The organism is Pseudomonas sp. RAC1 (assembly GCF_030658255.1).
Taxonomy (GTDB): Bacteria; Pseudomonadota; Gammaproteobacteria; order Pseudomonadales; family Pseudomonadaceae; genus Aquipseudomonas; species Aquipseudomonas boreofloridensis.
Genome location: NZ_JAUTXS020000016.1, coordinates 1 through 21,766, shown reverse-complemented (window position 1 = coordinate 21,766; position 21,766 = coordinate 1). Strand labels below are relative to the sequence as shown.

Annotated in this window: 17 protein-coding genes; 5 read left to right on the top strand and 12 right to left on the bottom strand. The window is 65.8% G+C overall.

Features of this window, described 5'->3' with window-relative positions; all coding sequences use genetic code 11:
- Window positions 1–8 precede the first annotated feature (8 nt).
- The 10 genes from Q7C30_RS03345 to Q7C30_RS03300 are packed head-to-tail and all read right to left on the bottom strand — an operon-like array spanning window position 9 to window position 11,072.
- Window positions 9–1,145 carry a glycosyltransferase gene (locus Q7C30_RS03345; protein WP_317870664.1) on the bottom strand — a complete coding sequence of 379 codons (1,137 nt, stop codon included), beginning with the start codon at window positions 1,143–1,145 and terminating at the stop codon, window positions 9–11.
- The gene (locus tag Q7C30_RS03340) at window positions 1,138–2,103 is read right to left on the bottom strand and encodes a glycosyltransferase (RefSeq protein WP_317870663.1); all 966 of its coding nucleotides are present in this window, start codon (window positions 2,101–2,103) and stop codon (window positions 1,138–1,140) included. Before Q7C30_RS03340 ends, Q7C30_RS03345 begins: the two co-directional genes overlap by 8 nt.
- Window positions 2,100–3,470: an O-antigen ligase family protein gene (locus tag Q7C30_RS03335; protein ID WP_317870662.1), complete on the bottom strand. Its 1,371-nt coding sequence runs from the start codon at window positions 3,468–3,470 to the stop codon at window positions 2,100–2,102. Before Q7C30_RS03335 ends, Q7C30_RS03340 begins: the two co-directional genes overlap by 4 nt.
- Window positions 3,467–4,585 (bottom strand): glycosyltransferase family 4 protein, encoded by a 1,119-nt coding sequence (locus Q7C30_RS03330; RefSeq protein WP_317870661.1) that lies wholly within the window; start codon window positions 4,583–4,585, stop codon window positions 3,467–3,469. Before Q7C30_RS03330 ends, Q7C30_RS03335 begins: the two co-directional genes overlap by 4 nt.
- Window positions 4,582–6,156 carry a lipopolysaccharide biosynthesis protein gene (locus tag Q7C30_RS03325; protein WP_317870660.1) on the bottom strand — a complete coding sequence of 525 codons (1,575 nt, stop codon included), beginning with the start codon at window positions 6,154–6,156 and terminating at the stop codon, window positions 4,582–4,584. The genes Q7C30_RS03330 and Q7C30_RS03325 overlap by 4 nt, the downstream gene beginning before the upstream one ends.
- Window positions 6,157–6,173: 17 nt before the next feature.
- Window positions 6,174–7,241 (bottom strand): polysaccharide biosynthesis/export family protein, encoded by a 1,068-nt coding sequence (locus Q7C30_RS03320; protein ID WP_052192030.1) that lies wholly within the window; start codon window positions 7,239–7,241, stop codon window positions 6,174–6,176.
- A 13-nt stretch (window positions 7,242–7,254) separates the two neighbouring features.
- Window positions 7,255–7,902: a CpsD/CapB family tyrosine-protein kinase gene (locus tag Q7C30_RS03315; RefSeq protein WP_116888151.1), complete on the bottom strand. Its 648-nt coding sequence runs from the start codon at window positions 7,900–7,902 to the stop codon at window positions 7,255–7,257.
- Between the two features lies 1 nt (window position 7,903).
- Window positions 7,904–8,650: a sugar transferase gene (locus Q7C30_RS03310; protein WP_039577551.1), complete on the bottom strand. Its 747-nt coding sequence runs from the start codon at window positions 8,648–8,650 to the stop codon at window positions 7,904–7,906.
- Window positions 8,647–9,711, bottom strand: a complete 1,065-nt coding sequence (locus tag Q7C30_RS03305) for an NAD-dependent epimerase (RefSeq protein ID WP_317870659.1) — start codon at window positions 9,709–9,711, stop codon at window positions 8,647–8,649. Before Q7C30_RS03305 ends, Q7C30_RS03310 begins: the two co-directional genes overlap by 4 nt.
- Window positions 9,708–11,072, bottom strand: coding sequence for a UDP-glucose/GDP-mannose dehydrogenase family protein (locus Q7C30_RS03300; RefSeq protein ID WP_039577554.1), 1,365 nt, complete (start codon window positions 11,070–11,072; stop codon window positions 9,708–9,710). Before Q7C30_RS03300 ends, Q7C30_RS03305 begins: the two co-directional genes overlap by 4 nt.
- A gap of 381 nt (window positions 11,073–11,453) precedes the next feature.
- Here Q7C30_RS03300 and Q7C30_RS03295 point away from each other — a divergent pair, with 381 nt between their 5' ends.
- On the top strand, window positions 11,454–13,154 hold the full coding sequence (locus tag Q7C30_RS03295) for a sulfatase-like hydrolase/transferase (RefSeq protein WP_317870658.1): 1,701 nt from the start codon (window positions 11,454–11,456) through the stop codon (window positions 13,152–13,154).
- A 43-nt stretch (window positions 13,155–13,197) separates the two neighbouring features.
- Here the strand turns inward: Q7C30_RS03295 and Q7C30_RS03290 are convergent, their stop codons facing one another.
- Window positions 13,198–14,517 carry an MFS transporter gene (locus Q7C30_RS03290; protein WP_295485215.1) on the bottom strand — a complete coding sequence of 440 codons (1,320 nt, stop codon included), beginning with the start codon at window positions 14,515–14,517 and terminating at the stop codon, window positions 13,198–13,200.
- Between the two features lie 161 nt (window positions 14,518–14,678).
- On the opposite strand from Q7C30_RS03290, the gene Q7C30_RS03285 reads away from it, so the two are divergent.
- Entirely contained in the window at window positions 14,679–15,776 is a 1,098-nt protein-coding gene (locus Q7C30_RS03285) for a sugar diacid recognition domain-containing protein (RefSeq protein ID WP_317870657.1), read from the top strand.
- Window positions 15,777–15,898: 122 nt separating this feature from the next.
- Complete coding sequence (locus Q7C30_RS03280; RefSeq protein ID WP_116888154.1) at window positions 15,899–17,041, top strand: glycerate kinase; 1,143 nt, start codon at window positions 15,899–15,901, stop codon at window positions 17,039–17,041.
- 45 nt (window positions 17,042–17,086) lie between these two features.
- Here the strand turns inward: Q7C30_RS03280 and Q7C30_RS03275 are convergent, their stop codons facing one another.
- On the bottom strand, window positions 17,087–19,231 hold the full coding sequence (locus tag Q7C30_RS03275) for a methyl-accepting chemotaxis protein (protein ID WP_317870656.1): 2,145 nt from the start codon (window positions 19,229–19,231) through the stop codon (window positions 17,087–17,089).
- Between the two features lie 254 nt (window positions 19,232–19,485).
- Between Q7C30_RS03275 and Q7C30_RS03270 the strand changes: the two genes are divergently transcribed.
- Both Q7C30_RS03270 and Q7C30_RS03265 read left to right on the top strand, forming a co-directional pair.
- Complete coding sequence (locus Q7C30_RS03270; protein WP_317870655.1) at window positions 19,486–20,805, top strand: Na+/H+ antiporter NhaC family protein; 1,320 nt, start codon at window positions 19,486–19,488, stop codon at window positions 20,803–20,805.
- Between the two features lie 129 nt (window positions 20,806–20,934).
- Window positions 20,935–21,555 (top strand): pentapeptide repeat-containing protein, encoded by a 621-nt coding sequence (locus Q7C30_RS03265; protein WP_317870654.1) that lies wholly within the window; start codon window positions 20,935–20,937, stop codon window positions 21,553–21,555.
- Window positions 21,556–21,766 lie beyond the last annotated feature (211 nt).

Genomic DNA, 21,766 nt, shown 5'->3' with positions numbered 1-21,766 from the left:
TCCATCGCTCATCGATTCTGGTCGGGGTTCCACTGCTTGTAGCTGTGCCCGCGCAGGAATTGCCACAGGCCCACGCACATGCCGGCCAGGGTCACCAGCACGAACGACGCCAGGCGCAGCACTTTGGGCGGGCGCGCCGCGGGGTACAGCAGGCCCGCCAGCGCCGCGCCGTAGCCCAGCACCTGCAGCGCGAGGGTCAGTTGGTAGAAGGGCGATTGGCCGATCAGGCACAGGTTGGCCAGCAGCAGCGGCAGCAGCAACACCGGCGCCAGGCGGCGGATCAGCTTGTGGCTGATCAGGGCGATGGCGTACAGGCCGTGGCGCAGGGGATTGAGCAGTTCGCGGCGCGCAGCCAGGCTCTGCAGACCGCCGACGGTGACTCGCTGGCGACGGCGGAACTGCTTGTCGGCCTCGTCGACGCCCTGGTCGAGGACGATCGCCTGCGCCACGTAGACGATGCGTTTGCCCGCCACCGGCGCACAGGTGCTGATGTGGAAGTCGTCGTTGACCTGCGGCGGGATCGGTTGGAACAGCGCGCGACGCAGGGCCAGCAGTGCGCCGTCGGCCGAAACCATGCAGCCGGTGCGGTTTTCCACCTTACGCACCCACGCCTCGTAGTGGCGGTACAGGCTGTCGCCCAGGCTCAGGCCTTTGCCGGGGTCGGGGATGATCATGTGCCCGGCGCTGGCACCTACGTCAGCATCGGCGAAGGGCGCCAGCAGCAGACCCAGGGTGTTGCCGGCCCATTGATTGTCGGCATCGGTGAAGACCAGGATGTCGCCCCGACAGTGCGCCACCGCCGCGTTCAGCGCGCCGGGTTTGCCCAGGCGCGGCAGGTCGAGCACCTGCACCCGGGGGTCGTTCAAGGCCCGCGCCAGCGCCACGGTCTGGTCGCTGGAACCGTCGCTGGCCACCAGCACCTGCAACTCGGCGGCCTGGTAATCCTGGTTCAGCACGCTGTTGAGCTTGGCCTGGATATGGCGTTGCTCGTTGTGTGCGGCGATCACCACGCTGACCCGTTGCGCGGGCAGCGCTGCGCGCCTGCGGCTGGGGAACAACGGCGCGGCCAGCGACAGCAGCAGCGGATAGCCGACCCAGGCGTACAGGGGCAGCGACAGGCACAGCCAGAAGATGAACTCAGCCACGGGCGGGCCTCCTTGCGCTGCGGTTGAGCAGACTGAGCACGAAGGCCGCGCCGGCGATGTGCAGGCGCAGCCAGTGCAGAATAAAGAGTTGCAGGGTGAACAGCGCATCGCGCTGGCGCAGGCTCTGGCGCACCGCCAGGGCCACGGCGGGTAGGGCGCCGCCAAGCAGCAACCCCAGGGCCAGGCCGGCGAACCCGCACAGCAGCGCCGAGAGCGCGAGCGCGTCGATCAACCACACGCCCAGCGACAGCAGCGGAAAGCGCAGCAACCGTAAGCTGGCGCCGTGGCTGCGCAACAGTTGCAGGTGACTGCCCTGGCGCCACAGCTCCTTGCCCAGCCATTCGCCCCAACTGCCCTCGAAGCCCCAATGCAGCACCGTCGGTTGGCACACCAGGCGCAGCCGCGCCCCAGCCTCGTGCAGACGCAGGGTGAAGTCCTTGTCCTCACCGGTGCGCAGGGCCTCGTCGAAGCCGCCCACCTGGACGAACCAGGTGCGGCGCATGAGCAGATTCGGCGTCGGCAGCCAAGTGTGCGACTGCACCGGCTGGCCGCCGCGCAGGGTACGGCGTTGCCAGGCGTGGGCGAACCACGGCGCCTGGCCTGGGGTGGCGCAGTCGAGGGCGAAGACGTCGCCGCGCTCCTGCTGGTGCAGGTCCATCAGCAAGGCCAGCCAGTTGGCGGGCACCTCGATGTCGGCGTCGACGAACGCCAGCCACTCGCCACGGCTGACCTCGGCGCCGCGGTTGCGCAGTGTGCCGATGGACACGCCCGGCAGGCTCAGCACCTGCGCGCCATGGCGGCGGGCGATGGCCGGTCCGTTGTCGCGCGAACCGTTGTCGACCACGATCAGCTCGCACTCCAGCCCCGCGAAACGCGCGGCCTGGCGCGCGGCATCCAAGGTCCGGCCAATGTGCCGGGCTTCGTCGAACATGGGGATGACGATGCTGACCACACTCATGCCTTGGCCTCCGCCAGCTGGGGTTCACGGGCCTGGCGCAGCAGCACACTGGACAGCGCCAGCATCATCCACAGGTACTTGTGGCTGGGCGCGCTGAGGAACATCAGGAACAGCCCGATGGCCAGCATGCACATGGTCAGGTGGGTCATCAGGTCGGCGCGCGCCACATCGCCCGTCGCGCGCCAGGCCGCGCGGGCCTGCCAGAAATTGCGCAGGGCCAGGGCGATCATGCCGACGAAGGCCAGTCCGGCCGGTACGCCGGTTTCGCTGAACAGCTCCAGATAGGTGTTGTGGGCGCGGCGGTAGAGGTCGGTGGTCTTGCTGTTCTCCGGGGCGAAGGCCTTGGAGAAGCCGGTGTCGGCGTAGTGCAGCGGGAAGGTGCCGGGGCCGGTGCCGAGCAATGGGCTGTGGCTGATCATGCGCTGGCCGACCACCAGGTAAGAGGAACGCCGCCCCAGGGACTCGTCCTGGTGCGCGTTGACCCCGGACTTGAGCAGCATCAGCGACTCGATGCGCTCGGCGTAGCCCGCCGGCATCAGCGCTGCGCCCAGCGGCAGCACCACGGCGATACCGAGCAGGGCGAAGCCCAGGTGTCGGGGGCGGATGCGGGTGAGCTGTTCGCGGTAGTTGTAGAGCACGATGCCCAGGCTGATCAGCAGTACCACCAGTCCCGAGCGCGACTCGGTCTTGGTCATGCCCACCAGCAGCAGTACGCAGCAGCCAGCCCAGAACAGCTTGAGCAGGATCTGCCGGGTCTTGATCGTCAGCCACAGCCCCAGCGGCATGGCGATGGTGATCAGCAGGGCGAAGGCGTTGGGATCGAGCATGGCCGAGGCACGGCCTTGCTCCTGGTATTTGGTGGAGAAGATGGCGAACAGGCAGGTGACGCAGACGCTGACGGTGATCAGCCTGGCCAGCATCGGCAGGTTGAGGTCACGGCCCACCAGCAAGGTGATGACGAACACGATCAGCCCCACCAGTAGTTCGCGCAGGTGTACCAACGACAGGGCCAGGCTGTCGCTGGTCCACAGGCTCAGCAGGTACAGGGCCATGAACGGCAGCAGCAGGCGCCATTGATTGCTGCGCAGGCGCTCGCCCGGCAGTTGGCGCACCGCCAGTTGCAGGGTGAGGATCAGCACCAGGCCCAGGCCGATCAGCTTGGCCCCGGAGACCAGGCTGTCCTTGAGCAAACCTTCCAGCGGTACCAGCGCCGCGATGGCCAGCAGACCCCAGGCGGGCTTGCGGTACAGCACCAGCGCACCGGCCAGGCCGACCACGGCGCCCGGGGCGAGGAAGGGGTAGGGGCTGGCCAGCAAGCCGAGCGACAGCAGGGCCGCCAGGCCCACCAGCGACAGTGGCACGATCATGCGACGACCTCCTGGGTGGCACCCCGGTACACCAAGGCCCAGTGCTGGGCCAGGGTGGGCAGGTGATGGCGCTCGCGTTGGGTCTGGCGGGCGCGGGCGACCAGTTCCTCGGCCTGCTGCGGGTCGTCCAGCAGGGCGTGCAGGTGAGCGCCCAGTTCCTCGACCGCGAGCGGCGCGGCGAGCAGGCCGCTGCGCCCGTGCTCGATCACGTCTGGGATGCCGCCGACGCCGAACGCCACCACCGGTACGCCGTCCTGCATGGCTTCGAGCAGGATCATCGGCGTGCCTTCGGTGCGCGAGCTGATCACCAGGGCATCCAGGCGCTGCATCCAGGCCTGCATGTCGTGCTGGAAACCGGGCAGGGTGATGCGTTCGCCGAGCCCGGCTGCGTCGATGCGTGCCTGCAAGACAGTGCGCTCCGGGCCTTCGCCGAGCATCACCGCGTGCACGTGCGGCTGGCGTTGGCACAGCGGGATCAGCGCGTCGAGGAACAGGTCCGGGCCTTTCTCGCTGGACAGCCGGCCGACGTAGCCTGCCAGCCAGTGACCCGTGCGCGCGCTGTGTCCATGCGCTTGGACCCGCTCCTGGGGCGCGCCCGCGCCGACGGGCTCCGGCAGGCCGTTGGGGATCACTTGAATCTTGCTGGCGGCCACCCCGGCCTGGCGGTGAATGCGGGCGATGCTCTGGGCCACGCATACCACGGTGATGACCGTCGGCGTGCGGCACAGTTGCAGACTCAGCCAGGTGTAGAAGCGCTGCTTGCGGCTGCGCGGGGTGAAGCCGTGCTGGGTGGTCACCAAGGGCAAGCGCCAAACTGTGGCCGCCAGCCAGCCGAACAGCAGCCCCTTGAAATTGTGGCTATTGAGCAACGGCCGGGCGCCGCGCTGCGTCGACACCACCCTGAGCACCTCGCCCAGGCCGTTGCACACCTGGCACTGGATACCGGCCTGGCGAAAGCGCGCCAGCAAGGCGTCCGGCGCGCCGAGGAACAGCACCTGGTGCCTGCCAGGGGTGGCCAGGCAGTGGTCCAGGAGCATGCGCTCGGCGCCGTAGAACCCGCCGCTGCCGAGCAGGTGCAGGATCGGCCGGCCAGCGGCGGGCAGGGCGGCGTTCAATGCCGCACCCAATGCAGCAGGCGCGGCAACGACCAGCCTTTATGCGGATTGGGCTGCGCCGGGTTCTGGTCGTTGATCACCAGCAGCACCGGCAGGTTCAGCGCCTGGCCGATCTGCGCCGGGTGCTTGAAGCGGTGGTCGAAGAACTCTTTGACGTAGACCAGGGCAATGGCCAGCAACAGCCCGGTGACCAGACCGAACGGAATGATCAGCCCCGGTTTGGGGAACGAGGCATTGGCCGGCTCGTAGGGCGCGCTGAGAATCCGCGCATTGGACTGGCTGCCGTCGAGCAGGCCCTGGCCACGGCTTTCCTCGTAGCGCTGGGCATAGGTGGAAAAGGCCTTGTGCAGGGCGTCGATCTCGGTGTCGAGCTGGCGGGTCTTGCTCTGGGTTTCACGCAGTTCGGTGATGCGCTGCTTGTAGTCGGCGATGCGCTGGGTCTTCTGGTCGATCACCTGCTGGGTCACGGCCAGGTCCTGCTGGCGTTCGCGGATGCGGTTCTCGACGATCTTCAGAAATTGCGCGCGCAGTTGGGCGATCTGCTGGCGGGCGATGATCATTTGCTCGGCGCCGGGCTGGAACACCGTGGCGTCGCCATTGTAGCGGGCCAGTTGGGTGGTCAGTTGCTCGCCCAGTTGCTTGATCTCACGGTCTTCGAAGGCGATGTTGTCGACCGTGGTGGTGAAGGTGTAGGGGAAGGCGTAATCGGCCATCTTCGCCTTGCTCGCCGAGGCCAGCGCCGTTTGCAGGTAGTCCAGCCACTGCTGGTTTTCCAACTGGCGATCACGTTGCAGGTTGAGCGCCTGTTCCTCGGTGTTGATCGCGTTGAGGCGGAAGGTGATTTCCTCTTTGGGATCGGACGAGGCCACGGCCGTCAGCAGGCCCAGGCGCTGGCCTTCGAGGTCGTCCAGACGCGCCTGGTAGTGCAGTTTCTTCTGCTCGTAGAAGGTCTCGGGCAATTCGTTGGACTGCAGGTCCTGGCGGTTCTTCAGGAAGTTGTCCAGCAGACGTGCGACGAACAGGGTGCCGACATGGGCGTCGTCGGCGCTGTAGGTGATGGAGATGACGTTGGAGCCGGGCAGGGTTTCCACCTTCAGGTCCTTGACCGCCTGGTCGGTGAGGTCGTCGAGCTGGGTGTCGCGCTCGTCGGCCACGTTCTTGCCCAGCGCCCGTTGCAACGGCTCGATCACAGCATGGCGCAGCGGGTCGATCAGGGTCCGGCGCAGCAGGCCCGGCTCTACCGGATACTGGCCTTCCTGGCGCAACTGGCCGATGGTCTGGCGGATCAGCGTGGGCGAGCGCAGGATGTTGCTTTCGGTCTCCATGTCGGCCAGCGACGGCGGGATGAACTGGTCCGCCTGCTGCGCCAGGGACGAGCTGGTGTCGCTCTGCGACAGCTTCTTGGACTGGACGATGACCTCCGCGGTGATGTCGAAGCTCTGCTTGAGCACCAGCGGCAGGATCAGCGCGATCACCGCGAAGATCAGGAACACCCGTTTCACCAACTGGCGGTTGGCGAAGAAGATGCGGAAGAACTCGTGCACGTAGTTCTCTTTCGGTTGCGTGGTCATGGTGGCTCCGTCCCCGGTCATTGGCCTGATGCCGCGCCATTGGCGGTTGAACTGCGGCGGTCGTTGTTGTCCTTGTTGTCCAGTCGGTAGCCGAAGCTCACGCCGATACCCTGGAACAGGATCACGTCAGCCAGTTGGCGCGACAGCTCGCCGGCGCTGGCCAGAGCGGTCTTGGGCACGTAGAGCATGTCTTCGGGCTGCAGGTAGGCGATGCTCTGGCTCTTGCCCGACAGGGCCTGGTCGACGTCGTACTGGTAAGCCTGCACGGTGTTGCCGGTGCGGCGCATGATCATCACCGAGCCGAGCTTGGCCTTGATCGTCGGGCCGCGGGCCAGGGTCAGCGCTTCGAGCACCGACACCGGACGGCGGATCTCGAACGCCCCAGGCTGGCCGACTTCGCCGAGCACGTAGATTTCGTTGGCGGCGGTGGACTTGAGCAGCACATCCACGCTCATGCGTCCCGGCAACTGCGCGTAGCGCTCGTTGAGGTAGTCGCGCAACTGATTGACGGTCATGCCTTGCAGCGGCACCGAGCCGATTTCCGGGAAGGTCGCGCGGCCGTCGTTGCCCACGGTGATGTCGCGGCTCATGCCGGTGCCCGGATGGGTGAGGGCGTTCTTCAGGTTGATCTCGTCGGTCATGGGGCTGAGCACCCGTACCGTCACCTGGTCGCGGTTGGGCTTGAATACGCGCTTGTCGTTGTAGGCCTGGCGAATGGCGTTCTCGGCGTCGCTCGGGGTCAGGCCTTCGACGCGCACCGAGGCGTTGGTCGAGGGCAGGGTGATGCTGCCGTCGGGCTGCACCAGTTGCTGGCCGTTGAGGCTGCTGGCGGCCATGAAACTCAGGTCCAGGGTGTCACCGGACTGGATGCGGTAGACCCCGGCGGTGCGGTTGCTGACATGGAAGATCACTTCCAGCACGTCCTGCGGGCGCAGCACCTGTTCGCGCCGGGCCACCTCGGTGGCCTGGTTCTCGGTCGGCGGGGCGGTGAGGATCTGCACCGGCATCTGCCGGCCCTGCGGGCTGCTGCAAGCGGCCAGGGCCAGCACGCACAGGGCAATCGTGGGGTATCTCAGGGCGATCATCGTGTGCGTCCTCTCAGAGGTGGTCGTACAGCCACTTGGGCATGTAGTACTTGCGTTGGTTGAACACGCTGCCGATCAGCCGCGCGCCGGCCTGGCCCAGGCGCTGGGCGGCGGCCTGGGCCACTTCGAAGCGGGTGTCCTCGGCGCGCACCACCAGGATCACGCCGTCCACCAGCGGACCGAGGGTCAGGCTGTCGGCGCTGGCGTAGATCGCCTCGCCATCGATCACCACGAAGCGGTACTGGGCGGCGAACTGGCGCAGCAGCACCCGCACTCGCTCCGGGTCCAGGCGTTGGCGGCCGCGTTTGAAGGTGCCTGCCGGCAGCACGTCGAACGGCTGATCGGCCAGGTGCACCACGCAGTCCTGGGCCAGCGGCGGGGTGTCCAGGTCGAATTGCAGGTCGCTGTAGCCGCGCAGTTTGCCCAGCCCCAGTTGCTGGCTGAGGCTGGCGTTGCTGGCGCTGGCGTCGACCAGCAGCACGGCACCGGCGCTCATCTGCGCCAGTTGGCTGGCGAAGGCCAGGGCGCTGGTGCTAGTGCCGGTACCGGTGTTGGCGGCGGTCAGCAGCAGGGTGCGCTGGTCGAGGTCCAGGACGGTGGCGGTGAGGTTGGTCTCGCTCGGGTTGGCGATACGCAGGCTTCTAGAAGTGGAACCGTCCATCTCAACTTGCTCCATGGCCAGTGAATACCTTGAACGGGGTCTTGAGCAGGATCTTCAGGTCCAGCATCAGGCTCTGTTCGTTGATGTAGTTCAGGTCCAGCTCGACGCGCTGGTCGAAATCGATGTCGCTGCGCCCGGAGATCTGCCAGAGGCCGGTCATGCCGGGGTAGATCGCCAGCCGCGCCAGGTGGTTGTCCTTGTAGCGGTAGGTGTTGAACGAGGTGGGGCGTGGGCCGACCAGGCGCATGTCGCCGGTGACCACGTTGATCAGGTTGGGCAACTCGTCCAGGCTGCTGCGGCGCAGCCAACTGCCCACGGGGGTGATGCGCGGGTCTTTGTCGATCTTGAAGTCGATGGCGTCGGCGCCGTGCTTGTTCAGGTGGCGCACCGAGTCTTTCAAGGCTTCGGCGTTGGCGACCATGGTGCGGAACTTGAACATGCCGAACAGGCGACCGCGGTAGCCGGTGCGTTGCTGCACGAAGAACACCGGGCCTGGGCTGGAGCGTTTGACCAGCAGCGCCAGCACCAGCAACAGGGGCGACAAGACCACCAGCAGCAGCAGCGCGGCCACGCACGACAACACGCGGTTGGTGCGCGACAAGGTCCACGGGCGCCCGCCGATGCGGCCGGTGATCCAGCCTCGACCTTGCATGTGGATGGCCGCATCGATGCGCTGGCGGTGCGCCGGATCCATGCGTTTGTCCTGGTACAGCGCCTGTAGCGGGGCGCTCTTCGGTTGTCCTGTCATATCACCCTCCGTTGTTGCGACAGCTCATCAGCAGGTTCGCCGTCTGCCGCGGCGTTCGAGTAGTAGGCCTGGAACCAGGCGACGAAGCGCTCCAGGCCTTCGTCGAGGCTGACCTGGGGGGTAAAACCGGTGACCCGGGCCAGGGCGCTGGCATCGGCGCAGGTGGCCAGGACATCGCCCGGTTGCAGCGGCAGCAGCTCGATCACCGCGCTGCGCTGCAGGTGCTGCTCCAGCAGGGCCAGGTAGTCGAGCAGTTCCACCGGGCGTTGGCCGCCGATGTTGAACAGCCGCCAAGGCGCCTGACTGCTGGCTGCATCCGGGGCGAAGGCGTCCCACTGCGGGTCGGCGTGGGGCGGATGGGGCATCAGCCGCACCAGGCTTTCGACGATGTCGTCGATGTAGGTGAAGTCGCGCTGATGGCGGCCATGGTTGAACAACTGGATCGGTCGCCCTTCGCTGATCGCCCGGGCGAACTGCATCGGCGACATGTCCGGGCGGCCCCAGGGGCCGTACACGGTGAAGAAACGCAGGCCGCTGCTGGGAATGCCGAACAGGTGGCTGTAGCTGTGCGCCATGGCCTCGTTGGCCTTCTTGGTTGCGGCGTACAGCGACAGCGGGTGATCGACGCCGTCCTCGACCCGATACGGGGTGCGCTGGTTGGCGCCGTAGACCGAGCTGGACGAGGCGTACAGCAAGTGCTGCACCGGATTGCGCCGGCAGCCTTCGAGGATGTTGAGAAAACCGGCCAGGTTGCTGTCCAGGTAGGCCTGGGGGTTTTTCAGCGAGTAGCGCACGCCGGCCTGGGCGGCCAGGTGGATCACCACGTCCGGGCGCTGCTCGGCGAACAGCCGCGCCACGGCATCGCGGTCGGCCAGGTCCAGGCGGTGCAGCGGGAAGTCGCCCGCCTGCTGCTGCACCCACTGCACGCGGGCCTGCTTGAGCGCCGGATCGTAGTAGTCGTTGAAGTTGTCCAGCCCCAGTACCTGGTGGCCATCGCGCAGCAGGCGCAGGCAGGTGTGCGCACCGATGAAGCCGGCAGCGCCGGTGACCAGCACTTTCATGGCGCGCCGACCTGCCAGTCGGCCTGCTCCGGCGCGACCTGGCGCAGGCCGATGCCGCTGTAATGCAGGCCGTGGGCGGCGACCTGGTCGGGGTTGTAGAGGTTGCGGCCGTCGATGATCACGCGGCTGCGCAGCTTGTTGGCCAGCAGCGCGAAGTCGACCACGCGAAAGTTCTTCCATTCGGTGCAGATCACCAGGGCATCGGCGTCCTGCAGGGTGTCGTCGCGGGTGGCGCACAGTTGCAGGTCGTCCCGGTAGCCGTACAGGCGCCGGCATTCGTCCATCGCTTCAGGGTCGTAGGCGCGCACCGTGGCGCCTTCGGCCCACAGCGCTTCCATCAGGTAGCGGCTGGGCGCTTCGCGCATGTCGTCAGTGTTGGGCTTGAAGGCCAGCCCCCACAGGGCGATGGACTTGCCGGCCAGGCCGCCCAGGCGCTGCTTGAGCTTGGCGAACAGGATGCGCCGCTGGTGATCGTTGATGTCGTTGACGCTTTGCAGCAGGCGCAGTGGCATGCCGCTGTGCTCGGCGGTGTGCAGCAGGGCCTTGATGTCCTTGGGGAAGCACGAGCCGCCGAAGCCGCAGCCGGGGTAGATGAAGTGGTAGCCGATGCGCGGGTCGGAACCGATGCCACGGCGCACCGCTTCGATGTCGGCGCCCAGGTGCTCGCTGAGGTTGGCCAGCTCGTTCATGAAGCTGATACGGGTGGCGAGCATGGCGTTGGCGGCGTACTTGGTCAGCTCGGCGCTGCGGTTGTCCATGAACATCAGCTTTTCATGGTTGCGGCAGAACGGCGCGTAGAGCTCGGCGAGCTGCGCATGGGCCAGCGGGTCGCGGGTGCCGACGATGATTCGGTCCGGGCGCATGCAGTCGGCCAGGGCGCTGCCTTCCTTGAGAAATTCCGGGTTGGAGACCACCCGCACGTGCAGGTGGTCCTTGCCCAGGCTGTGCAGGCGTTCGCGGGCCAGGTTCATGACCTGGTCGGCGGTGCCCACCGGCACCGTGGATTTGACGATCAGGGTGCGGTCGGCGTCCATCAGTTCGGCAATCTGCCGGGTGACGTCGAGCACATGGCTCAGATCGGCCGAGCCGTCCTCGTCGGGCGGGGTGCCGACGGCGATGAAGATCAGCTCGGCGTGGCTGACCGCGTCGCTGGCCTGGGTGCTGAACAGCAGGCGGCCTTCGCGGATGTTGTCTTCCAGCAGCGAGGACAGGCCCGGCTCGCTGATCGGCGGGACGCCTTGGCGTAGTTGGTTGATCTTGTGGGCATCGACGTCCACGCACAGGACCCGGTGACCCACGTCGGCCAGTGCCGCCGCTTGTACCAGACCTACGTAACCTGTGCCAAAAACGCTCACGTCCATGTCGGCTTTCCTCATGAGAATGAGTAAGGGGGGTGAAACAGTGTGTTGTCGGTATAGCGCACCCTAACAGAAATGCGTCAAAGCAATGGCATGTTTCGTCAAACTTACAAGCGCTAATGATAAGGCCACTTGCCACTAACCCCTTGTATGACGCGGCTTTGGACTGAAAAGCGAGAAAAAAGAGATGAAACGTTTAGCCGATGAACGGTTGAAAGCCACGAATATCAAGGGTTGCGTTGATAGAAGGAGCAATGTGAAGGATTTTTTTCAGGCCGGAATATGGCGTCAGGATATCGACGGAAAATTGACTTTTTCATGTTGAGATTTGTTTCAACAGTGCTACGGTTGGCAAAATCACCCCGTCATCGGAGCGTTGGGATCATGCGCGGATGGATCAAATTGGCCCTGCTGCTGGCCTATCTGGCGAGTTTTCATGGGTATTACGCCGAGCGCGTCGAAGCGCTGGGGCTGGGCGTACCGCTGGTGCTGTACTTGGGGCTGGCGGCGCTGTTGACGGCGGGTCTGTTGCTGTCGGCGTGGATCCGTCAGGCCTGGCTGCGTTGGCCATTGGCGCTGGCGTTCGCGGTCGGTGGGCTGTTCTTCGACGCCTACCTGCGGATCACCGATTCGTACCTGACCTACAGCGCGTTCGTCTCGATGGTGTATGCCGGCGGCTTCGTCCAGGAGGCACTGGAGCAGTACCACTATGCGATCACCCTGGCGGCCGCCAGCTCGGTGTTGGTGCTGCTGGGCGTCGGACTGCGGCCTGGGCCGGCGCCGCGCCTGCCCCAGTGGCTACCGATGGGCGCGCCGCTGCTGGCGCTGGCGCTGCTGATCGGCATGCTGTTCGTGCGTGCCGGCGAGGGTGCCCGTGGGCTGCCGGTGATGTACACGCCGCTGGCGTACCTGAGCCTGTTCGGCTACGAAGCCTTGCACGACCGGGTGGGACCGCGCGAGCCGGTAACGCTGGCGCAGTCGAGCGCGCCGCTGGCGCGTGACATCGTGCTGGTGATCGACGAAAGCATTTCCGGCAACTACCTGGACCTGAACACACCGACGGGCGTACCCAGTCATCTGCTGCAGACATACCCCGGCGTGGACATCGTCAATTTCGGCTATGCCGCCTCGGCCGCCAATTGCAGCGCCGACACCAACGTCACCCTGCGCTTTGGCGGCACCCGTGAGGACTACCTGCGCATCAACTCGACGCAGCCGTCGATCTGGCAGTACGCCAAGCGTGCGGGCATGGGCACGGTGTACATCGATGCGCAGCGCACCGGTGGCAATCTGCAGAACCTGATGACCGACACCGAGAAGCAGGACATCGACCGTTTCATCCAGTTCGACACCACGCCAGTGGTCGACCGCGACATGGCCGCGTTGCAGCAGTTGATCGGCCTGCTGGGCGACGGCAAGCCGCAGTTGATCGTGATCAACAAGCTCGGCGCGCACTTCCCGGTGCACGACAAATACCCCGACGCCTTCATGGCTTATCAGCCGGCGCTGCCACGCGGGCGCTTCCAGGACGTGGCCGATACCGGTTCGCGCGAAGGCTTCAGCGGCACCGCGCAGGACTGGGTGCTATACCGCAACGCCTATCGCAATACCCTGGGCTGGAACGTCGGCGAATTCTTCCGCCGCCTGTTCGCCCAGGCCGACCTGAGCCAGGCCGTGCTGATCTACACCTCCGATCATGGTCAAGACCTGCACGAGCGTGGCAATCCCGGGCTCAACACCCATTGCGACAGCGATCCGGTGATGGAGGAGGGCCTGGTGCCGCTGGTGGTCATCCAGGGGCAGGGGGTCAAGGCGCTGGACTGGCAGGCGTACCTGGCGCAGAACCGCAATGCTTCAAGCCATTACAACCTGTTCCCGACCTTGCTCAAGCTGATGGGTTATGACGCCTCGGCGGTGGCGGGTGCGTATGGCCAGGCGCTGGATGTGCCGACCCACGACCCGTTCACCTTCAACGCCCGCTACAACGCACGCCTGGGCGGCAAGCCGGATTTCCGGCACATCGACCTGAGCCGGATCGTGGTGCCGCCGCCGCGCGAAACCGAGGAAGTGAATGTCGCGCGTTGAGTGAGTCAGTCCCCGCCGCCCAAAGGCGGGCGGGGATTCGGGCTCAGGACGCCTGGGCATTCCCTGCGCGCGACACGCGCAAGGCCACCACGCTGCCGACCACGATCAAGCCGGCCAGCGAGTACAGCGCGGCGTCGGTCGAGCCGGTCTGGTCCTTGATGAAGCCGACCAGGTAGGGGCTGAGGAAGCCTGCCATCTGGCCGACCGAGTTGATGATCGCCAGGCCCGCCACGGCCGCGCTGGCGCTGAGCAGCGCCGTGGGCATCGGCCAGAACATCGGCAGGCCAGTGAGCGCGCCCATGGTGGCGATCGACAGACCGAGGATGGCAATCGCGGGGTTGCCCGCGAAATTCACCGCGATCAACAGGCCCAGGGCGCCCATCAGCATAGGCACCACCAAGTGCCAGCGGCGCTCGTTGCGCAGGTCGGCCGAGCGCCCCACCAGGATCATGAACACCCCGGCCAGCAGGTAGGGAATTGCGCTCAGCCAGCCGATCAGCAGCGGGCTGTCGAAGCCCAGGCTCTTGATGATCGACGGCAGCCAGAAGTTGATCGCGTAGACGCCGCTCTGGATGCAGAAATAGACGAAACCGAAGGTCCAGATCAGTGGGTTGGTCAGCACCGCCAGCACGCTGTCGCCGGCCGTGGACGGTTTGCTGGCTGCATCACGGGCGAGGTCGCGGGCGATCAGTTGGCGCTGCGCTTCGCTGAGCCACGTGGCTTTCTGATAACCGTCGCTGAGCAGGAACACCGCGAGGATGCCCAGCGCCACGGTGGGCAGGCCCTGGATCAGGAACATCCATTGCCAACCGGCCAGGCCGTGTTGACCGGCGGCGAAATGATCGAGGATCCAGCCGGAGAAGGGTCCGCCGAGCAGTCCCGAGACCGGAATCGCCGACATGAACAGGGCCATGATGCGACCGCGACGGTCCGCCGGGAACCAGCGCGACAGGTACAGCACCACGCCCGGGAAGAAGCCGGCTTCGGCGGCGCCGGTGAACAGGCGCAGCACGTAGAACTCCATGGGCGTGGTGACGAACAGCAGGCAGGTCGACAGGCTGCCCCAGGCGATCATCATCACCGCGATCCAGCGTCGCGGGCCGAAACGGTTGAGCGCCAGGTTGCTGGGCAGGCCGCAGAGCACGTAGCCGATGAAGAAGATGCCGGCGCCCAGGCCATAGATGGTTTCGCTGAACTTCAGCGCGTCGAGCATCTGCAGCTTGGCGAAACCGACGTTGACGCGGTCCAGGTAGTTGAACAGGTAGCAGATGAAAATGAACGGGATCAGTCGCAGGGTGATGCGCCGGTAGAGCGCATCGCGGCTGGCGTCGTGGCCTTGGTCAGGGGCTGGGCTGTGTGCCATGATGAAATTCTCTGTTGTTATGATTGTCACCGCGGCGCCTGTACCGACGCTCGCCCGAACGAGTCTCGGCGAGCCAGGCGCTGCTGTCTTTGTGCGTCTGCACAGCGCCGGGCGCCGACGATTGTGCCGCGCAACGAAGTCTGCCACTGCAAGGAACCCACATGTTCGAACTTGACCACGAGCTGGCCCAGGACATCGTCGACCGGGCGATGGCAATCCTGCCCTGCAACGTCAACGTCATGGACAGCCAGGGCCTGATTCTCGGCAGTGGCGAGCCGGAGCGCATCAACACCCGCCACGAAGGGGCGCAACTGGTGCTGGCCAACGGACGCATCGTCGAACTCGACGGCGAGGCGGCCAAGTGCCTCAAAGGTGTGCAGCCGGGCGTTAACCTGCCGCTGATGCTCGATGAGCGGTTGATCGGCGTGCTGGGGCTGACCGGCGATCCGCAGCACCTGCGCACCTACGCCGAACTGGTGCGCATGACCGCCGAGATGCTGCTGGCGCAACGTAACCAGCAGGTCGAGCAACAGTGGCGACGTCAGCGTTGCGACGACCTGCTGGCCTTGCTGCTGGGCGGTAGCGGCGAGTCGCCCCGACTGGTCGACGAAGCCCGGCAATTGGGGCTCAAGCCGCAGTTGCCGCGTATCCCGTGCCTGTTCGAGTTGGAAGCCGGGCCGCCGGCCGAGTTGTTGTCGGCCTGGCTGAGCAGTCGCTATCCCGACAGTTGGTGCGTCAGCCCGGCGCGTCAATCGCTGTTGTGGTGTCGGCCAGCCTCGATGGCGCTGGATGAGGCTCGCCTGCTCGAACGCTTGCAGCGTCACGGTTGGCAGGTGCAGCGCCTGGCCTTGGGCGGCGCGGCGCAGAGTCTCGATCAACTGCGCCGGGGCTATCGCCGCGTGCGCGACCTGTTGGCCTATGGTCGCGAGGTGGTGCCTGGCGAGCGTTTGCTGAGCCTGTCGCGGTATCGCCTGCCGGCGCTGCTGTGGCGCCATCGCCATGACGATGCGCTGGACGAGTTGCTCGAGCCGCTGCGGCGCATTGCCGTCAAGGACGCCAGCGGGCAGTTGCTGGCCACCCTGCGCGCCTGGTGCGCCCATGATGGGCAGAGCCAGACCTGCGCCGATGCCCTGGGCATCCACCGCAACAGCCTGCGCTACCGGCTCGAACGCATCGCCGAGTTGAGTGAGGTCGACCCCCTGCGCCTGGACGGCATGCTGAGCTTGTACCTCGGCTTGCAGTTGCTGCCGGCCGAGTAGCGCCAACGGCTTGATACTCACGGGCATTTGCCCAAACCCGGCCAGGCGCTTTTGTGCAGCGGACAGAAGCCGCGCCGATCGGCAACTGTCAGCATGCCCTGCAACAGGACAGGAGAATCCCCATGAAAATCGTCATCGCCCCCGATTCGTTCAAGGACAGCCTCGATGCCGCCGGCGTCGCCCGGGCCATCAGCGCTGGGCTGGCCAAGGTGTGGCCTCAGGCCGAGCGCATCGAGTGCCCGATGGCCGACGGCGGCGAGGGTACCTTGGAGGCGATCGTCGCGGCCACCCAGGGCGAATTGCGCCGGCAAATGGTGCGCGGCCCCTTGGGGGCGCCGGTGGAGGCGAGCTGGGGCTGGCTGGCGCAGGAGCGCACGGCGGTCATCGAGATGGCCCAGGCCAGCGGGATACAGTGCATCCCCAGCGCCGAGCGCGACGCCTGTCGCAGCAGCACCTGGGGCACCGGCGAACTGGTGGCGGCGGCGCTCGCGGCAGGGGCCCGACGCATCGTCCTGGCGATCGGCGGCAGCGCCACCAACGATGCGGGCAGCGGCATGCTGCGCGCGCTCGGCTTGCGCCTGCTGGACGCCGACGGTCAGGCGCTGGCCGAGGGTGGGCTGGCATTGGCCGCTCTGGCGCGAATCGACGCCAGCGATCTCGACCCGCGCCTGGGCGAAGTGCAGTTCGAGGTGGCGGCCGACGTCGACAATCCGCTGTGCGGCGGCAATGGCGCATCGGCGGTGTTCGGCCCGCAGAAGGGCGCCTCACCCGAGCAGGTGCAGGCACTGGATCAGGCGCTGGGGCACTTTGCCGACCATTGCGCGCAGTTGCTCGGCGAGGACCTGCGTGATTTCCCCGGCTGCGGCGCGGCCGGTGGCATGGGCTTCGCGGCCAAGGCGTTCATGGGCGCGCGGTTCCGTCCTGGGGTCGAGGTGGTGGCCGAGTTGGCGGGTCTGGAGGCCGTGGTGCAGGGCGCCGACCTGGTGATCACCGGCGAGGGGCGCTTCGACGCCCAGACCCTGCGCGGCAAGACCCCGTTGGGCGTGGCGCGAGTGGCCAAACGCCACGCCGTGCCGGTGGTGGTGATCGCCGGCACCCTGGGCGAAGGGTTCGAAGCGTTGTACGCCCACGGCATCGACGCGGCATTCGCCCTGGCCAGCGGCCCGACCAGCCTGGAGCGCGCCTGCAGCGAGGCGGGCGTGCTGCTCGAAGCGCGGGCCGAGGCCATCGCGCGCTTGTGGCAGGTGGCGCGCAGCCGCGACTAACCCTTTCTACACGTCGGCGCGCCCTGTTCAGGCGCGCCTGGGCACTCACACGCGGAACTGATCCATCAACGCCTGCTGCTGGTTGGCCAGGCTGTTCAACGACTGGCTGACCCGTGCCGATTCGTTGGCCTGGCCCGACAGCGACTCGGTCACGTCACGGATGGTCGCCACGTTGCCGGTGATTTCCTCGGCCACCGCGCTTTGCTCCTCGGCGGCCGAGGCGATCTGCAGGTTCATGTCGCTGATCACCGTGACCGCGTCGCCGATACGGCGCAGGGCGCTGACTGCATGGCCGACCTGTTCGACACCGCCTTGGGCCTGGCGGTGACTGCTGTCCATGGCACCGACCACCTCGCGAGTGCCCGCTTGCAGCGACTCGATCACCTGGCGGGTTTCCTCCACCGACTCCTGGGTCCGTCGGGCCAGGTTGCGCACCTCGTCAGCGACCACCGCGAAGCCGCGCCCGGCCTCGCCGGCGCGGGCGGCTTCGATGGCCGCGTTGAGCGCCAGCAGGTTGGTCTGCTCGGCGATCGAGCGGATCACCTCCAGCACCGAGCCGATCTTCTCGCTGTTCTGCGCCAGGCCCTCGACCTGAGACATGGCGTTGCTCATGTCGGTCGCCAGGGCACCGATGCTGTCGGTGGTGCGGTCGATCACCGCCAGACCTTCACGGGTGGCCTGATCGGCCTCGCGGGCCGCCTGCGCCGCCTGGGCCGCGCTGCGGGCGACGTCCTGGGCGGTGGCGCTCATCTCCTGGGAGGCGGTGGCCACCTGATCGACCTGGCGGTATTGCTGCTCCATGCCGGCGCTGGTCTGGCTGGCGATGGCCGCCGACTGATCGGCGGTGCCGCGTGCGTCCTGCACCGAGCGTTTGACCTCGGCAATGGTCGGTTGCAGCTTGTCGAGGAAGCGGTTGAACCAGCCGGCCAGTAGGCCCAGTTCGTCACGTTTGTCGTAGGTCAGGCGGCGGGTCAGGTCGCCTTCGCCGCTGGCGATGTCTTCGAGCATCGCGGCGACGCCGAGAATCGGTCGGGTCACGCCACGCGCCATCAACCACACCGCCAGCAGCCCGGCCAGGGCGGCGCCCACGCCCAGGGCCAGTTCGAGCAGGGTGCCGCTGGTGTTGAGGGTATCGAGCTCTTGCTTGAGGGCGTCGGCCGGGCCAGTGAGGGCACTTTGCGGCGCGTCGAGCAGCACGCCCCACGGCCTGCCGCCGGGAATCGGGGCGAAGGCCGCCAGCACTTTCAGGCGTTTTTCGCCCTGCAGCACCTGCAGTTTGCCTTCGGCCAGCTTGCTGACCAGTTCTGCGCCCTGGCGCGTGTCGACCTGGTCGAAGCGTTTGGCCAACTCGCTGGCGTCGGCGCTGTAGCCGGCCAGCAGCCCGGCGGGGCTGAGAATGCCGACCCGGGTGCGGCCTTCGTACAGCTCGCGGCTGGCATTTTCGGTCAGCGCCTGCAGGCTGTTGAGGTTGGTGTCGATGGACAGGGTGGCGATCACTTTACCGTCGACCGACAGCGGGAAGACGATGCTGGTCATCAGCACTTGCTGGCCGGCGATTTCGTAGAAGTAGGGCTCGACGATGCAGACCTTGCCAGTGGTGCGCGGGCAGGTCCACCAGGTGTTGGCCGGCTCGCCGCTGGGGCCGGTGGTGGTGTCGGCCATGTCGTGTTCGGGCAGGGCCATGGAGGTCAGTTGGCCGGCCTTGGGCTGCGACCAGTACAGGGCGAAGCGGCCGGTTTCGTTGCTGCCCAGCTCGGCCTGGCCGCCGAACAGGCTGTCCTTGCCGTCGAGCGCGTTGGGCTCGAAGGTGAGCGACAGGCCGAGCAGGTCGGGGTTGGCCTGCAGCGCGGCACGCACCTGGGCGGTGAGATCCTGGCGCAGGTCATAGGCGTCGATGAAGCGCTTTTCCGCCTGCTCGCGCAGGAACAGCACCTGGCGGGCGAAGCCTGCGCCGTACTGGTAGGCGTCCATGAACTGACGGCGGATGCGTTGTGCCTGCACTTCGCCCTGAGCTTCGATACGGGCCTGGGCCGACTCGGTGAGCATCTGCGTACTGCTCGCCTTGACCAGCGCCGAGCTGTGCTGCATGCGGTACAGCGACAGGCCGACGAGCAGGGTGACGATGCTGGCCAGGCACAGCCCGGCGAGCAGGGTGATCTTCCATTGGATGGACAGTTGACGCAGCGGCATGGTGAATCATCCCTTATAGGAACAGAGCGGGGGTCGCCGGATATGTCGGCGTGGACGCTGGTTTCTTTACGTGAATATTCGATGACGTGGGCGTGTTTGGCGTAAATGCCCTGGGTCGGCAGTTTTGACATCCCTGGTCGAGTGCTTCAGAGTGTGCGCCCTCCAGAACCACACCCCCTGTTCCGGCCACTGCCTCGCGCAGTCTGTCGCCGGACGCTGGTTTTTCGTCTGTCGTCAACGAGGTATTGCACACCATGAATGCAGTGATTGCCGCGGTCGGGATCATGCTGATACTGAGCCTGTCCCGCGTGCATGTGGTCATCGCGCTGATCGTCGGCGCCCTGGCCGGTGGACTGGTCGGCGGCCTGGGCATCGAGGGCACGCTCGCCGCGTTCAATGGCGGCCTGGGCGGCGGCGCGCCGGTGGCGCTGTCGTATGCGCTGCTGGGCGCCTTCGCCGTGGCCATCGCCAAGTCGGGGCTGGCCCATGCCCTGGCCGACCGCGCCTTGGCGATGATCGACCGTCAGGGTCATGACCACAGCGGTCGGCTGAAATGGCTGCTGATTGGCCTGATGTTGGTGGTGGCGGTGGCGTCGCAGAACGTGCTGCCGATCCACATCGCCTTCATCCCGCTGCTGGTGCCGCCGCTGCTGTACGTGCTGACGCGCCTGCGCATCGACCGTCGGCTGATCGCCTGTGTGATCACCTTCGGGCTGATTACGCCTTACATTTTTCTGCCGGTTGGGTTCGGCAACATCTTCCTCAATCAGATTCTGCTGGCCAACGTCAGCCGTGCGGGCGTGGATGTCAGCGGGATCAACGTCACCCATGCCATGGCACTGCCAGCGGCGGGCATGTTGGTTGGCCTGCTGCTGGCGGTGTTCGTCAGCTACCGGCGCAAGCGTGACTATGACCTGGCGCGGATCGAAGAGGTGGAGCAGGTCAGCGTGCGCTACAACCCGGTGACCTTGCTGGTGGCGGGGGTGGCCATCGCGGCGGCGTTCATCGTTCAGCTGTGGCTGGACTCGATGATCATTGGAGCGATGGTGGGGTTCCTGATCTTCTCGCTGTCGGGGATCGTGCGTTGGAAGGACACTGACGATCTATTCACCGAAGGCATGAAGATGATGGCAATGATCGGCTTCATCATGATCGCTGCTTCCGGGTTTGCCGAGGTGATGAAAGCGACGGGTGAGGTGAAGAGCCTGGTCGAGACGGCGGCGCAGTGGATCGACCATAGCAAGGGTATTGGCGCCTTGTTGATGCTGCTGGTGGGGTTGCTGGTGACCATGGGGATTGGGTCGTCGTTTTCCACGGTGCCGATTCTGGCGGCGATCTTCGTGCCGCTGTGTGTGCAGCTGGGGTTCGATCCGTTGGCTACCGTGTGTATTGTCGGGACGGCGGGGGCCTTGGGCGATGCGGGGTCGCCTGCTTCCGACTCTACGTTGGGGCCGACTTCGGGGTTGAATGTGGACGGGCAGCATCATCATATCTGGGACACGGTGGTGCCTACGTTCATTCACTACAACTTGCCGTTGCTGGGCTTTGGGTGGGTGGCGGCGATGGTGCTCTAGGGGGTAGCTTTTAGCTTGTAGCTTGTAGCTTGTAGCTTGTAGCTTGTAGCTTGTGGCTTCCAGCTTGTCCCTTGAACTGAAGCAGCAGGTCGCTATGGTGTTTCGATTGAGCGTTTACAGGCTTGTTGTGTGAATCAGGTAAAAGACAAGTGGCGCAATCGTGAGTACCTGGACAGTGTGGCTGGCTGTGTTGATTCGATTGTGGCGGGGCGGGCAGTTATTGAGCATGTTGATCTCTCGGGAATCGTTATTGGTCCGGGCGCTGTATTGAACGAGTTGAAGGCTGTCAATCTCTTTGAGTCAGAACTACGTGGGGTTGATCTGTCTGGCTCGAAAATATCGGGGAGTCTGAGTGACAGCGTGTTTGTGGGTGTCAACTTTGAGCGCGCATCCTTAGATAGGGCACTGATGTGTAATGTCGAAATGAAAGGTTGTGATTTCTCGAAGAGCAGGCTCTTGATCAACATGGATGATGCTGTCTGTGAGGACACCGCCTTTGTTCGCGCCAGATTCTTGGGTGGGGGATCTGGGGTGGAGTATGGCGGGCGTCGGGTGACATTTATTGGCTGTGATTTTACAGAAGCGGTTTTCGACAGGGTTGAGTTTAGGGCTTCTAAGTTTGTTGAATGCACGTTTACTGGGGCGGCATTCAAACGATGCGACTTTCGCGGGGTTAAGTTTCAAGGTGGGATTTTGCCGTTTGCTCACCAGTTTGAATCTATGGACGTACCTGACGTGGGTTTGCGCTGAATCAGTCGAGGGGGGCGATTTTTTTGGGCTTATCCGTTTGCGGTGGTGAGGCTTAGTCACCTTTTCGCCTTTACGGCGACCCCCTTTTTTTCTTGGAAAAAAGGGGGCAAAAACCGCTTGCTCCCGCATCCGGCCCCTTCGCTGCGCTGCGGGGTTCCCTCGCGCCGGTGGCACTCCGGGGGTACCGCGCTTAGGGGCCATCCATGGCCCC